The 13243-nt window shown below is 61.6% G+C and carries 11 protein-coding genes and 4 tRNA genes; 4 read left to right on the top strand and 11 right to left on the bottom strand.

Features of this window, described 5'->3' with window-relative positions:
- Positions 1 to 2: 2 nt before the first annotated feature.
- Positions 3 to 767 carry a TIGR00282 family metallophosphoesterase gene (locus Q355_RS0104210; RefSeq protein WP_027876641.1) on the bottom strand — a complete coding sequence of 255 codons (765 nt, stop codon included), beginning with the start codon at positions 765 to 767 and terminating at the stop codon, positions 3 to 5.
- A gap of 53 nt (positions 768 to 820) precedes the next feature.
- Positions 821 to 2833, bottom strand: a complete 2013-nt coding sequence (locus Q355_RS0104215) for a thioredoxin domain-containing protein (protein ID WP_027876642.1) — start codon at positions 2831 to 2833, stop codon at positions 821 to 823.
- A 39-nt stretch (positions 2834 to 2872) separates the two neighbouring features.
- Between Q355_RS0104215 and Q355_RS0104220 the strand changes: the two genes are divergently transcribed.
- Positions 2873 to 3337 carry an RDD family protein gene (locus Q355_RS0104220; RefSeq protein ID WP_245597481.1) on the top strand — a complete coding sequence of 155 codons (465 nt, stop codon included), beginning with the start codon at positions 2873 to 2875 and terminating at the stop codon, positions 3335 to 3337.
- A 101-nt stretch (positions 3338 to 3438) separates the two neighbouring features.
- Here Q355_RS0104220 and Q355_RS0104225 read toward each other — a convergent pair whose 3' ends face one another.
- The 3 genes from Q355_RS0104225 to Q355_RS0104235 all read right to left on the bottom strand — a co-directional run bounded on the left by Q355_RS0104225 (position 3439) and on the right by Q355_RS0104235 (position 6365).
- Positions 3439 to 4503, bottom strand: coding sequence for an ATP-binding protein (locus Q355_RS0104225; protein ID WP_027876644.1), 1065 nt, complete (start codon positions 4501 to 4503; stop codon positions 3439 to 3441).
- A 204-nt stretch (positions 4504 to 4707) separates the two neighbouring features.
- The gene (locus Q355_RS0104230) at positions 4708 to 6123 is read right to left on the bottom strand and encodes an HD-GYP domain-containing protein (RefSeq protein ID WP_027876645.1); all 1416 of its coding nucleotides are present in this window, start codon (positions 6121 to 6123) and stop codon (positions 4708 to 4710) included.
- A gap of 166 nt (positions 6124 to 6289) precedes the next feature.
- A tRNA-Lys gene (locus Q355_RS0104235) sits at positions 6290 to 6365 on the bottom strand.
- Positions 6366 to 6485: 120 nt separating this feature from the next.
- Between Q355_RS0104235 and Q355_RS0104240 the strand changes: the two genes are divergently transcribed.
- The 3 genes from Q355_RS0104240 (at position 6486) to Q355_RS0104250 (ending at position 6848) form a co-directional block, all read left to right on the top strand.
- A tRNA-Pro gene (locus tag Q355_RS0104240) sits at positions 6486 to 6562 on the top strand.
- Positions 6563 to 6595: 33 nt separating this feature from the next.
- Positions 6596 to 6671: transfer RNA gene (locus Q355_RS0104245), tRNA-Gly, on the top strand.
- 101 nt (positions 6672 to 6772) lie between these two features.
- Positions 6773 to 6848: transfer RNA gene (locus Q355_RS0104250), tRNA-Arg, on the top strand.
- Between the two features lie 290 nt (positions 6849 to 7138).
- On the opposite strand, the gene hemG is transcribed toward Q355_RS0104250, so the two are convergent.
- From hemG to Q355_RS0104280, 6 genes are read right to left on the bottom strand one after another with little or no spacing between them, the layout of a single operon-like run.
- A complete protein-coding gene (hemG, locus tag Q355_RS0104255) occupies positions 7139 to 8518 on the bottom strand; it encodes a protoporphyrinogen oxidase (RefSeq protein ID WP_027876646.1) in 1380 nt (459 codons plus the stop codon).
- Positions 8511 to 9488 (bottom strand): ferrochelatase, encoded by a 978-nt coding sequence (gene hemH, locus Q355_RS0104260; protein WP_027876647.1) that lies wholly within the window; start codon positions 9486 to 9488, stop codon positions 8511 to 8513. The genes hemG and hemH overlap by 8 nt, the downstream gene beginning before the upstream one ends.
- A gap of 19 nt (positions 9489 to 9507) precedes the next feature.
- A complete protein-coding gene (locus Q355_RS0104265) occupies positions 9508 to 10290 on the bottom strand; it encodes a chlorite dismutase family protein (RefSeq protein WP_027876648.1) in 783 nt (260 codons plus the stop codon).
- Positions 10287 to 11351 (bottom strand): uroporphyrinogen decarboxylase, encoded by a 1065-nt coding sequence (gene hemE / locus Q355_RS0104270; RefSeq protein ID WP_027876649.1) that lies wholly within the window; start codon positions 11349 to 11351, stop codon positions 10287 to 10289. Before hemE ends, Q355_RS0104265 begins: the two co-directional genes overlap by 4 nt.
- Positions 11348 to 12103 (bottom strand): response regulator transcription factor, encoded by a 756-nt coding sequence (locus Q355_RS0104275; protein WP_051529302.1) that lies wholly within the window; start codon positions 12101 to 12103, stop codon positions 11348 to 11350. Before Q355_RS0104275 ends, hemE begins: the two co-directional genes overlap by 4 nt.
- Positions 12100 to 13239 (bottom strand): sensor histidine kinase, encoded by a 1140-nt coding sequence (locus Q355_RS0104280; RefSeq protein ID WP_245597482.1) that lies wholly within the window; start codon positions 13237 to 13239, stop codon positions 12100 to 12102. The genes Q355_RS0104275 and Q355_RS0104280 overlap by 4 nt, the downstream gene beginning before the upstream one ends.
- Between the last annotated feature and the right edge of the window lie 4 nt (positions 13240 to 13243).

The following is a 13243-nucleotide window of genomic DNA, read 5'->3' on the forward strand; positions in this document are numbered from 1 at the left end:
CCCTACTCCGGCTCATCCCAACGCATGGGCCGAATCTGAACGCAGCGGCCCCCCTCCAGCACCAGCTCGGTCGCACAGAACATGGCCCGCCCCGAGGCGGCCTTGAAGGGGGTGGGCCGCTGGGTGATGAAGCGCCCCAAAAAGCTCTCGATCTCGCCGCCAATAATGGAGTGGATGGGGCCAGTCATGCCCACATCGGCCTGGATGGCGGTGCCGTTGGCTAGAAAGCCGGCGTCGGCAGTCTGGACGTGGGTATGGGTGCCCAGCAGGGCCGCCACTTTGCCGCCCAGGTAATAGCCCAGGGCGTATTTTTCGCTGGTGGCCTCGGCGTGTACCTCGAGCAGGGCATACTCGTGTTCCACTTCGGCCAGCAAGGCCTCGCTGATGCGGAAAGGGTCGTAGAGGTTTAGGCCCATATTGACCTGCCCCATCACCTGCATCACCAGCAGGCGCTCCCCACCGGCCTCGAGCACCCAGTGACCCTGGCCCGGGGTGCCGGGGGGGTAGTTGAGGGCGCGGATGATGGGCTCGGTCTCGATAAGTTCGTAAATGTCTTTGTGGTCCCAGGCGTGGTTGCCCAGGGTGATCAGGTCGGCCCCGGCCTGGCGCAGTTTGCGGTAGGCCGGCTTGGACAGGCCCTTACCGTGGTGGGCGTTTTCACCATTAACGATAACCAGGTCGTACTGGGGCCGCAGGTCGGGAAGGTGCATGGCCACGGCCCGCAGGCCCGGTTCACCAAAGACATCGCCGACGAATAGAACGCGCATAGGCCCAGCTTACAGGGGCGGCCTGAAGGCCAGGGTGCAAAAGACCACCTGCTCTAGCTTGGGGTCATTAGGCCTGGGTAGATGGCCTCGAGTTCCCCCCGAAGCTTTTCCGGGCTGTCCACCGGAAGGCGGCAGGTGCCCTGCTGGCATAGGTAGGCCAGCCCCGGCTGCCGGTTGTGCAAGACCGGCAGGGCATCGGGGGGGCCATAGGCCAGGGTGGTGAGGGGCAAAAACCACCTGCGAATCGGGTGAATCAGCTCCGCTGGCGCCACCACGGCCAGCTCGCTGCCGCGGCTGCCCACCAGGTGGGCCTGCAACAGGGCCGGAAAGCCAAAGGCATTGCGCGATAGGCTCTGGGCATAGAACTCCACCGTCGACAAGGCGGCCTGGTGCCAGTCGGGGCGCTCGTACAACGCCGCCAGACGGAACAACAACTCGGCAGCCGAAGCACTTCCCGAGGGGTAAGGCCCATCGTAGGCATCGCGGGCCATGACCGGCAGGCGGGAGTCCAGCGCGTCGCGGAAGGCCCCATCGGGCGCCTTGAACCGGGTCAGGATGGCCTCGGTCAGCTGCCGGGCGGCCTCGAGCCACCTTGCCTCCCCGGTAGCCTCAAAGAGCGCCAGCAGCCCCAGCCCGTACTGGGCCTGGTCGCTCAGGTAGGCCTGGGGCTTGAGCAGACCATTGCGCCAGGTATGCCGCAGCAAACCGTCCCGGTACATCTCCTGCATCACAAACGAGGCATTTTTGCGGGCAGCCTCGATATATTGGGGCTGCCCCAGCCATCGCCCCACATCGGCCAGGGCCCGCAGCATCAGGCCGTTCCAGTCGGCCAGCACTTTATCATCGGTTAGGGGTGGAATGCGCTTTTTCCGCGCCTCGTACAGGCGTTGCCGTACGCTTTCGACCCAGTTCTGATATGCTTCCGGTTCCAAGCCCAGGTGTTGCATCAGCACGGCGTCGGGGGTGCGGCGCTCCAAAACGTTGGTGTGTTCCCAGTTTCCAGCCTCCGAGACCCCAAAGAGCTTAGCGGCGGCGTCGGCTTCCGCGCCCAGAATTTGGCGGAACTCGGCAGCCTGCCAGACATAAAACTTGCCCTCCACCCCCTCCGAGTCGGCATCCTGCGCCGACCAGAACCCCCCTTCGGGGCCGGTCATCTCCCGCAGCACATAGTCCAGGGTCTCGCTGGCAATGCGCCGATACCGCTGGGCCTGTTCTCCTGTGCTCAGCAGGCTGGCCGCCGCGTAGACTCGAGCCAACTGGGCGTTGTCGTACAGCATCTTCTCGAAGTGCGGCACCCGCCAGATGTGGTCCACCGCATAGCGGTGAAAACCGCCCCCGACCTGGTCGTAGATGCCGCCTTCGGCCATGCGGTCGAGCGTGAGTTGCAGATGCTTCCAGGCGGTCTCGTCCCCCAACCAGGCGTGCGAGAGCAAATACAAGAGGCCCGGCGACTGGGGAAACTTGGGTGCGCCACCAAAGCCGCCGTACACCGGGTCGAAGGCCCGGGAAAGCCCGGCCAGGGCAGCGCTATGCAGGTCGGCGGGCAAGGTTCCAGACCGCGGTTTGAGCTGGTCTTGCAGGTGGGTGGTGAGTTGCTCAGCGTTCTCCAGAACCTCTTTTTGCTGGTGGAGCCAGGCATTGTGTACGCCCAGGAGCACCCGCCGGAAGCTGGGAAAACCCTGACGGTCTTCTGGGGGCCAGTAGGTTCCACCAAAAAAGGGCCGCAGGTCGGGCATCAGGAACATGTTCATGGGCCAGCCGCCCGAGCCGGTCATGGCTTGCAGGGCCGCCATATAGACCTGGTCTACGTCGGGCAGCTCCTCGCGGTCTACCTTGACGGGCACGAAATGGGTATTCAGGAACTGGGCCACCTCAAGGTCTTCGAAGCTCTCCCGCTCCATCACATGGCACCAGTGACAGGTGGCATACCCCACCGACAAAAAGATGGGCTTGTTCTCGGCCCTGGCCTTGGCAAAAGCCTCCTCGCCCCAGGGGTACCAGTCCACCGGGTTGTGGGCATGCTGCAAAAGATAAGGGCTACTTTCCTGGGCAAGTCGGTTTGGCACATCCACAGCCTAGCGAGACCGCGCTAAAGTAAAAGTGTGGTGAAGCGCTTGCGCAACCGCGCAACCCTGCGTTACCTGGCCCGGCGGCTGCTGGCCGGTCTGATTGACCTGGGGGTGCTGGCAGGCTTGCAGCTAGGCATCGTCCGGGCCGCCACCGCTTTGTTTCCGCCCACCCATCCGGGCCACTATTTCTCGATCGAGGGCCTGATTCTTTTTGGCCTGTGCGCTCCCCTGGCCTGGTTTACCTATGCGGTTTTGCCCCTGGCCCGCAAGGGTCAGACCCTGGGCAAGGAGCTGATGGGGCTGCGGGTGGTCAACCGAGAAGGAAGGCCCCCCACCCTGCTACAGGCCTTTTTGCGCGAAAGCGCCGGGCGCTGGCTCAATGCCATGGTGTTGAACCTGGGTTTGTTGCTGGTGCTCTGGGACCAGGACCACCAGGCCTTGCACGACATGGTGGCGGAGACCTTTGTGGTATTCCAGCGCATGGGCAGGGCTGGCATCTGAGGGCACACCTCTGCAATGGACGTTCGATGAGTAACGGGGGCATGCCGGTATGGGGCTCAAGGACTTCCCGATTTTTTGCAGGTTTGAACAGCCCGACCAGACTACTGCTGATTGGCAAAATGACGTGCTGTACGGCCCGAAAAACCCCTTCCCTCGAGGGCAAACTTCAGCGCGGCTGCGCGGGTCTCGGGGTCTAGGGCCCTTCCGAGCAGGTGGGCCACAGCCTCCAGGTAGAGCTGTTGGTCGAAGGGTGGAAAGGTGATCACCAGCCCGAAGCGGTCGGCCAGGGCCAGTTTATCCTGCAAAGTGTCCCAGGAAGCGGGGTCGCTGGCATTGGGGTCGGGGCGCTCCGACCAGTGCTGGGACACCAGGTTGCGGCGGTTAGAGGTAGCCACCACCAGCACATTAGCAGGCCGCTCATAGACAGCACCCTCGAGCAGCACCTTGAGCCGGTGAAATCGCTCATCGCCTTCGGAAAAGGCCAGGTCGTCCAGGTAAAGCACGAAGCGAAAAGGCAGCGGGGCCAGCGTCTCCATCAGGGTAGGCAGTTGATCCAACCCTTCCGACAAGACCTCCACCAGCCGCAGGCCGTGCTGGGCGTAGTGGGTGCGCAAGGCCTTCACCGAGGTTGATTTGCCAGAACCTCGAGCCCCGTACAACAGCATTGGAACCGCCGGCTTACCTGCCACAAAGCGCTCAACATTTGCACGCAGTGTGCTAATTTGCCGGGTATAGCCCACCAGATCATCGAAACAAGCTGGGTCGGGCCGCTCCACCGCCCCAATCTGGCCGTCGAAAACAAAAGCGCTATGGTAGACATAGATACCATATCCATGCTTACGGTAGAGCGCTTGTACGTCTGCAGAACAACCCCTCTGCAGCACATCTAAGGCCGCGGCCTCGGCCGGGCTGGGCTCGAGGTGCCCAAACTCGGAAAAGGGGTACTGCTTTCTGAGGTGCCCCAGCTCCCGTCGCAGACGCATAAGCTCCTGGTCAATCCAGTCGGCCAGTCCAGGGCTCAGTGGCTCGCACAAGAGCCGTCGGGCCAGGGTTTCATCAGCCAGTATGCGTCTGCAAAGCACCCAGGCCCAGGGCTCGCCCCGGGGTACTCGAGCATGAAAAAGTTCAGCCAGCGGGGTTTGGTGTAAAGGGGGGAAAAGCTGCATTGCTGGCTATTTTATCCCAGTGGTTCAGTAAGCCTCACCAGGGGGCAGTTACCCAAAACCTTTCCTGACCCGATTGGACACGCCCAGCTTATCGCACTCGTCGCAGACCTTGCCTCCTATCCGGGAGGCCTGTGCAGAACACAGCAATTCAAGTTGTGAGCGGCTCAGTAATTGTGCGGGCTGTCTTACCCCTCGAGCTCACCGCTATGCCCTAACATTGGACTTACTGGGGTTGGCAGCCTCCATGGCTTCCTTGCCGGAGGGGGAGGTAATGCGCTTGACGAAAATATCCACCAGATTGGGGTCGAGCTTTTTACCTTTGAGGCGGTTCAACTCTTCGATAATTTCGGCAGGTTTCCAGGCCCGTTTGTAGGGGCGGGCGCTATAGAGCGCATCGAAGGTATCTACTACTGCAAAAATGCGAGCCAGGATGGGAATATCCTGCCCCTTCAGGCCATCGGGATAACCGCTGCCATCCCAGTTTTCGTGGTGATGGCGCACCACTTCCAGGGTTTCCTGGGGCAGAAAAGGTACCCGTGAAAGCATCTCCCAACCCTTCAACACGTGGCTTTTCATAATCTCCCACTCTTCTTCATCGAGCTTGCCGGGCTTACGCAGGATGTTATCGGAAATAGAAAGCTTACCAATATCGTGCAAATAAGCCCCCCAGCGCAGAAATTTACGCATGGAAGCGTCGAGTCCCATGTCCTGAGCAAGCTGGTCGGCCCAGGCCACCACCCGTTTGGTATGGCCCTGGGTCTCATGGTCGCGGAATTCCAGCGCCAGGCCCAGGGCACGCAGCGTGCCGTCGTAGGCATCCTCGAGCTGCTTGAGAGCTTCCATCTGCCCCAGTTGTGCCCCCATGACCCGAGTCAGCGAGTTGGCGATAGCTTTTTCGTCGGACTGAAAGGGCTTATTCCCCTCACGGGCCAAAATCACCACCCCCAGGGGGCGCTTTTGTCGCGCTGATACTGGAACCGCCGCGGTAGACCAGCCCGCACTCTCGGGGATACCCTCGAGGTAGTTGCCCACCGTAAAACTGTCGGTTAGCGAGGCGTGGGTGCTCAGCTTTTGCTGGGGCAGATGCCGCCCGCGGTAGCGCTCGAGGGCACCCCTTGCGCTAACCACCACCGGCTTACCCTCACGGAAGCGCACGAAGGCCAGGTGGGGTGCAATGTTGAGGTTGTACAGCGAGGACATCGCACTCTCAGTGAGCTCCAAGGGGTCGTTGGCAGTGCTTATGTTCAGACTCCCCTCCTCGAGTAGTTGCATGAGGCGAAGAGAATCCTCGAGTTCTCTTTGCGAGCGCCGATCTCGTTCGCGCAACCAAGCCACTAAGCCCAGGGTAACCAGCCCGGGAAGCGTGGTCACCAGCATGCTGTCTACACTCAGGTTTGGCTTTGGGTAAAGGTGCTGTACCAGGTTATAGGCAAACAGCAGCGGCGCCACCCAGGGTAGGCTTCGCGGCCCATCTTTCCAGACCCAGGGCATCAAGAACAAGAAGCTGAAGGCCTGATAGGTATCTGGTAGGTACACCAGCGAAGTAGCACCCCAGCCCAGCAAGGCCAATACGCTCAGGAGAATCTGATACCGCGATGTTTTCTTGTTGAAAATCGCCATAGCACGCACGCTGCACTAAATCTAGCACCGGCGACAAACACACTTGGGTTATTTGCCGCCTTACAGCTCATAGGTAGTGCCTGGGGCGTTACGGGCGTTTGTGAAATGTTTCTGGCTCAAAAATACGTAAAAACCAGGGCTATTTGCCCTGGCTTCCCGCTTTGCCTGGTGGGCTGTGCAGGAATCGAACCTGCAACCCACTGATTAAGAGTCAGTTGCTCTGCCAATTGAGCTAACAGCCCAAGCAACACATAAATATAGTGGCGAAATCGCTTTTTGTCAATATCTCGCTGTGTTTGACCGACCTTGCCCGGACATGTTATCTTTATCTTCGCGTTCTGGCGAGATGGTCAGGCGCACAACGGGGAGTAGCGCAGCCTGGTAGCGCATCTGCTTTGGGAGCAGAGGGTCGCTGGTTCGAATCCAGTCTCCCCGACCAGGCGCTCCAGGAACCCCCTGGAAGTGCACTCGCGCGGGAGTAGCTCAGTTGGTAGAGCGTCAGCCTTCCAAGCTGAATGTCGCGGGTTCGAATCCCGTCTCCCGCTCCAAAAAGCCGTCCAGAGGGGCGGCTTTATTTTGCAGGCCAGCGCCGGTTTTTACGATTTTGATAAGTCTGCTAAACTATCGCTGGCCCGACCTGGGCCTGCATGCGCCCGTAGCTCAGTGGATAGAGCAGCCGCCTTCTAAGCGGTAGGTCAGGGGTTCGAGTCCTCTCGGGCGCGCCATGTTTTTTTAGCGGTCTAAAGAAAGAATGGCTTATCGCACCCTTCACAGACGTGGCCTCCCATCCGGGAGGCCACTGTGCTGTGCAGTACACAGCCGTCAAGTTGGTAAAAAGCTCAATGATTATGAAGAGTGCTCTAAGTGTCTCCATAAGCGAAATGCGAGATGTCGTACCAAAAGTTCGCTTTAGGAATTGCGCCAGGTATGCATTGACTCATTCCGCTGGTCTTGCCAATTTGCCCTGGCGCAACTTAATCCCCACCAGGAGAAGCGCGTTACCGCTCTGGCTTCACTAGATCAAGGCAGCCTCTGTAGCAGCAGGCTTGCCTACATAGACCAGCACACGCTCGGCCACTGCCTGCCCCATCCGGATCACCTCAGGCAACCCTACGCCGTGGTAGGCAGCGCCAGCCAGAAATAAACCAGGCAAGGCTTCGGCCCGGAGTGCTCTGGACACCCGCTCCTGGTGGCCCAGGGTGTAGCGAGGAAGGCCCTCTGACCAGTGGAATACCCAGGTATGTACGGGCTGTGGCACCTGGCCCCACAGACGGGCCAGGTCGCGCAGAGCCAGCTGGGCAAGCTCGGTCTGGCTGGCTTCCAGGCCAGAGAAATAGGCGCGCACCAGGCTGTAGCCTTCGGGGGCTCGCCCCTGCCATTTTTGGTCGGTCCAGGTAAAACCGCGTACGCTAAAGCCCCGCTGCGCGGCCATGAGCATGCCATGGCCCACCCTTGGGGGCAGTTTTTCCCGAGCAAAGGCAAACGTAACAGTTGAAGAAGCGCCGTAAGGAATCTGCCGCAAGGCGGCGGCAGCCTCTGGGTGTAGGGGCTCCAGCAGGCGTCCGCTCACGCCTGCAGGCGTAGCCAGCACCAGCGCGTCGGCTTTGAGCGTGCCCTGGGTGGTGTGAATTCGCCACTCGTTGGTGCGCTCGAGGGCCTCCACCGTGGTGTTGAGTTGAATTTCCACCTCACTCAGCCGTACCCGTAATGCCTCCACCAGGCTACCCAGGCCTCCTTTGAGCGAAGCAAAAAGTTGTCCTTTTTCACGACTGCCGCGCTCTTTACGCTGCCTCATGGCCCCCCGGATCAGGCTGCCGCACTGCTGTTCGAGGGCCTTAAGTTGAGGAAAGGCCGCCAGGGTAGAGAGTTCATAGGGGTCGCCCCCATAGATGCCACCCGAAAGCGGGGCCACCAGCCGCTCCCAGACCTGCCGACCCAGCCTGCGCTCGATGAAGGCGCCAAAAGGCTCGTCCTCCGCTGTGCCTTTGGGGATAAGGAGCTCGAGGGCCGCTCGAACCTTACCCAAAGGGCTCAGCAATGGGCTTTTGGCCAGGGCCCCCAGATCGCTGGGTATCACCATCTGCAAGCCCGCGGGTATCGGCAAGGCCCGGTACCCATCGTGAATCAGGGCCGAAGGATGGGCGGGTAGGGTTCCCACCACCTCGCTTTGCAGCCCGAGCTGGTGCACAAGCTCTAAAGCCCAGGGTTTGTAGCGCACTACCGCGTCCGGGCCGCCCTCGAGCAGAAAGCCGTTCTCGGCCACGGTGGTAATTTTCCCACCCAGGCGCGCATCGGCCTCCAGCAAGGTAATGCGTAGATGGGGTGCGGCTTGATGCAGGTAATAGGCCACCGAAAGCCCCGCGGCCCCACCCCCCACCACCACCACGCTAGCCATGCTGGCCCACCGGATTGGCCGAAAAACGGGCCCACTCGCGCACCACCAGGTTACGCAGCACCTCGATGTAGTCGGGGTCGGCATTGAGGTTGCGGGTACGCAGCAGGCGCAGGCCTAGCCGGGCCGCGGTGTTTTGCGCTTCGTAGTCGAGGTCGTAGAAGACCTCGAGGTGATCCGAAGGAAAGCCCACCGCCGTCACCACCACCTCGCGGTAGCCCTGGGCGGCTGCTTGCTCGAGCTTTTCGTTCACATCGGGCCCAATCCAGGGCTCCGGGGTACGGCCCGCCGACTGCCAGGCGGTGTCCCAGTGGGCCAGGCCCAGCTTTTGCACCACAAGCTCGGCTGTAGTACGCACCTGAGTCTGATAAACCCCGTCCTGGGCCGATTTTTCTGGAATCGAGTGGGCTGTGAAGAGGAAGAGGGCCCGCTCCGGCTCGCGCAGCCGCCAGAGCTGCTCGAGCACCCGCCCCGCCAGGGCTTGGATGTAGCCCGGATGGTCGGGGTAGGCCTCCACAAGCCTGAACTGGAAAGGGTGGCCTAGCTCGGCCAGGGCCTTTTCCACCTTCTCGCGGTACTCGGCGATGCTGCGGGAAGAAAAGTGCGGAGCTGCCACAATGCCTACCGCTTGCTCGACCCCATCCAAAGCCATGGCCTGTACCGCCTCGGCGATGAAGGGGTGCCAGTGCTTGGTGCCCAGATAGACCCGCGCCGGGCCTTTTACGCGAGGGCCGGGGGAGCTTTGCAAAGGCTGGGCATACAGGGGCAAAGTAGCGTTGAGGGCCGCCTCGAGGCGCACCGCCTGAGCAAAGGTAATCTCGTTCAGGGGGCTGCGCCCAATCAGGTGGTAGCGCTCGGCCAGCTCGGCCAGCAGTTCCGGGCTAGGGGGCCGCCCGCGCCGGATGTCGGTGTAGTAGGGCTCGATCTCTTCCTGTCGATAGGGGGTGCCGTAGGCCATTAGAAGTACGTTCATAGGCTTGTCTCGTCGCTGGCTAGGCCAGATCCTCCAGTACCTCGCGGATGTCCTTCTTTACGCAGGTAAACATGGGGGTATCGCGCAGGGTGTAGAGGCTGGCCTCGGTGAAGCGCAGGCGCTGAACCAGGTCTACAAACTCCTGCGGGTAGTTCGAGTCGAAGGCCACCACAAACTCCTGGTCGTCTATGCCATAGGAATAGGAGGTGTTGAGCGTAACCCCGGTAAAGGGAGCCGAAACGTAAATGTGTTCATCCATCATGCCCTGACGGGCCTGGGGCGAAAGATTGTACCAGGCTCTGGTCTTTACAAATGGATAAACAAACAGATACTGGCCCTGCCCCGGCAAAAGGTGTACCCCTTCGCCTTCGGGATTGAAGCGATCTACGTAGATAGAGCGCTTTTGCATGGATACGAACGAGTAAGGCTGGCTTAAGTACCCGGCCAGGGCGGTGCGGTTGAGCTCGCGTTGCATGGCCTGGAAGTCGGGTACGTTGAAACTGATGCGCCAGAGCATGAAGTCTACGTCGGCCCTGATGCCGACCAGGCTGTAGCTGCGCAGGATAAAACCTTCCCCCCGGTTGGCCCAGCGCTCGCACACTTCGGCAAACTCTGCCTTGGCCGCCTCCACGAACTCGGGGCTTTGCCTTCTGAACTCGGGGTCTAGCTTGAAAAAGGCATAGTTCATGAACTGCCGCTTGGCCTGGTCGGGGGCCTTGCGGCTAATCAGGCCAGCCGGATCCAGCTCGACCATGCGCCGGGTTTCCTTCTCTTTGTATTCGCGGGTTTCTTTCTCGTTCATGCAGACTCCTTGTTGTGCTTGTTGTGTCGGTTGAACTGATGAACCACCTCAACCAGGTGGGCTACGTGCTCTGGGGGCGTGGTTCGGATTACCCCGTGGCCCAGGTTGAAGATATGGGCGCCTCCCAGACCCGACTTGAGCACCTTTTGCGCCTCCTGGGTGATGACCGCTGGAGGGGCCAGCAAGACCGCCGGGTCGAGGTTGCCTTGCAGGGTGTGCGGCAAAAACTGGCGCACCTGGTCTAGGGGCGTGCGCCAGTCCACGCTCACCACCTCGCAAGGCAGTTCGGCCAGCAAGGGGTAGAGGTGCGAGGCCCCCACCGCCAGGTAAATGCGCGGTACACCCAGGCCTGCCAGGGCCGAAAAAACGGCCTGGTTGTAGGGTAGGCCAAAGCTACGGTAGACCTCCTGGTCGTGCAGGCCCGCCCAAGAGTCGAACAACTGAATGGCCTCGGCCCCGGCTTCGATCTGCATTCGCAGGTAGCGAATGGTTAGCTCGGTGAGCTTGTGCAGCAGCCGGTGGGCCAGGGCAGGTTCCTGGCGGAGAAAAGCGCGGAAGTCTTCGTAGTCCTTGGAGCCACTGCCCTGCACCAGGTAGGTGGCCAGGGTCAGGGGGGCCCCGGCAAAGCCAATGAGGGCCACAGGTTTTCCCGCCAGTTCACGCCGCACCAGCCGGATGGCCTCGGCCACGTAGGGGGCAATTTCCCGGGTTTCGGGTAGGCGCAGGGCCTCGATCTGGGCTGCCCTGCGCAGCGGCTCGGCCACCACCGGCCCGGGATTGAACTCGATCTGCACCCCCATGGCCGGCAGGGGGGTCATGATGTCGCTGAAGAGAATGGCTGCATCCAGGGGAAAGCGGCGCAAGGGTTGCAGGGTAATCTCGGCGGCCAGGTCGGGGGTACGCACCATCTCCCAAAAGCTAGAACGGGCCTTGATGGCAAGGTACTCGGGCAGGTAGCGCCCGGCCTGGCGCATCAGCCAGAGCGGGGCTTGGGGGGTGTTTTCCCCCCAGGCAGCCCGCAGGAAAAGCGAGGTGGCGGTTCGGGTACTCGAGGTATTCACGTTGGCTCCTTAGTAGGCGAGGCTTCGGGTCGGGGTTCGGGATTGGGCGTAAAGCGGTAGCCCACCCCCCAGACGGTGTGAAAATGCACCGGGTGGGCTGGGTTGGGTTCAAACAGGCGGCGCAGGCGCAGCACAAAGTTGTCGATGGTGCGACTGCTGGGAAAAACCTCCTGGCCCCAGACCCGGTCGAGAATTTCATCGCGGCTGACCACCTCACCCGACCGCTCCACCAGCAGGCGCAAGATGGCCATCTCGCGCTCGCCCAGGGCTTCCTTGCGACCATCCTTCAGGTAGGCCGTCCAGGCCCTGAAGTCGATGCGGTGTCCGGCAAACTCGTAGAGCGCAGAAGGGGTCTCGGCCCGGCGGCGCAGCAGATTTCCAACCCGCAGCAGAAACTCGGGCAGGTGGAAGGGCTTGGCCAGGTAGTCGTCGCCACCTACCTTTAGCCCCTCTACCCGCTCCTCGGGGGCCCCTTTGGCCGAGAGGAAAAGCACGGGGGTGGTGTGGCCCAGAGCGCGCATCTGCCGGCAGACCTGAAGGCCATCTAGCCCCGGTAGCATTACGTCGAGCACCACCAGATCGGGGTCCCAGGAAGCCCAGCGCTTTAGGGCCGTGCTGCCGTCGGGTGCAATTTCTACCTGGTAACCCTCGTCCTCGAGGTTGTCGGCCAGGGCGGCAGCCAGGGCGGGTTCGTCCTCCACCAGCAGTACCCTAATAGCCCGTCCCGCTAGTGGCGTGTCCAGGGGCTTCATGCCAGGCTCCTTTCAGGGGCCAGGCCCTGGGCTTCGAGCAGAGGAAGGCTGAGCACAAATCGGCTGCCCTGGGGCAAGGCCTCGGCCCAGACCCGGCCCCCCATCAGCTCGGTGATGCTTTTGACCAGGTAAAGCCCCAGGCCAAGCCCCCGGGTGCTACGGGTCTGTTCGTCCCCCACGCGGTAGAAGGGTTCGAAAATCTGTTGCAGCTCACCCCTGGAAAGCCCCACCCCCCGGTCTTCGACCTCGAGCACAGCCTGGCTGCCTTCGCGGCGCAGGCGCACCCAAACCGGCTTCTGGGGCCCTGGGCTATATTTGACTGCGTTGTCCAGCAGGTTGGAGAGCACCAGACTAAAAGCCTCGGGGTCGAGGTCTACCGGAAGCGGGGTGGGGGCGGGCTCGAGGTGCAAAGTGACCCCCCGCGCGACCAGGGTGTTTTGTTGACGGGCCAGGCAGCGGCTGACCGCCTGGTTCAAATCGTGGCGTTCAGGTTTGATCTGGCCCAGGCCCTGGGCGAGTCTCGAGGTCGCCAGCAGCCGCTCCGAGAGGTCTTCCAGACGGTCTATCTCGTGGGACATGTGGGTCAGGTAGGCAAGTTGTTTTTCCCGGGAAAGCTCACGCATCTGCAAGGTCTGGGCCAGTAGCCGCAGGGTGCTGATGGGGGTGCGAAACTCGTGCGAGGCGGCCATCAGGAAGTTTTGCTGACGGCGCTTGAGCTCCTGCTCGCTTTTGAGGCTGCGCCCGATGATGTACAGTCCCAAAAGCATCACCAGCAAGAAAAAAGGGCCTTCGTAGGCAAACATACGCAAATGGCGCATCTGCTCGGTGCGGTAGGCCTTTAGCCGCTCGGGGTTGACATAAACCCGGTCGTCCTCGACCTCGAGGTGGGGGAAAGCCTGGCGCAGCTCGGACAGGAGGGCCTGGCGATTTTCCGGGGCCGTGGCCGCCCAGAGCTGCTGTACCAGCGCGGCTTCCTGCAGCCAGGCGGTTTCGGCGTATTCGATGTTCTGCTGGATGGTGTTGCGCTGAAAGATAAGCCACCAGGCCACCTGGGCCAGCAAGAACACCACCACCAGGCCAAAGGCCAGCCAGACCCGAGCCCGAGAAGAACGCAGTTTGTGTAACCAGTGTGGCAAGCCC

Source organism: Meiothermus cerbereus DSM 11376, assembly GCF_000620065.1.
Classification (GTDB): domain Bacteria; phylum Deinococcota; class Deinococci; order Deinococcales; family Thermaceae; genus Meiothermus; species Meiothermus cerbereus.

Excerpts from the sequence above, each read along its gene's own strand:
- Q355_RS0104210 (WP_027876641.1), bottom strand. The coding sequence starts at position 767 with ATGCGCGTTCTATTCGTCGGCGATGTCTTTGGTGAACCGGGCCTGCGG.
- Q355_RS0104225 (WP_027876644.1), bottom strand. The coding sequence starts at position 4,503 with ATGCAGCTTTTCCCCCCTTTACACCAAACCCCGCTGGCTGAACTTTTT.
- Q355_RS0104230 (WP_027876645.1), bottom strand. The coding sequence starts at position 6,123 with ATGGCGATTTTCAACAAGAAAACATCGCGGTATCAGATTCTCCTGAGC.
- hemG (WP_027876646.1), bottom strand. The coding sequence starts at position 8,518 with ATGGCTAGCGTGGTGGTGGTGGGGGGTGGGGCCGCGGGGCTTTCGGTG.
- hemH (WP_027876647.1), bottom strand. The coding sequence starts at position 9,488 with ATGAACGTACTTCTAATGGCCTACGGCACCCCCTATCGACAGGAAGAG.
- Q355_RS0104265 (WP_027876648.1), bottom strand. The coding sequence starts at position 10,290 with ATGAACGAGAAAGAAACCCGCGAATACAAAGAGAAGGAAACCCGGCGC.
- Q355_RS0104275 (WP_051529302.1), bottom strand. The coding sequence starts at position 12,103 with ATGAAGCCCCTGGACACGCCACTAGCGGGACGGGCTATTAGGGTACTG.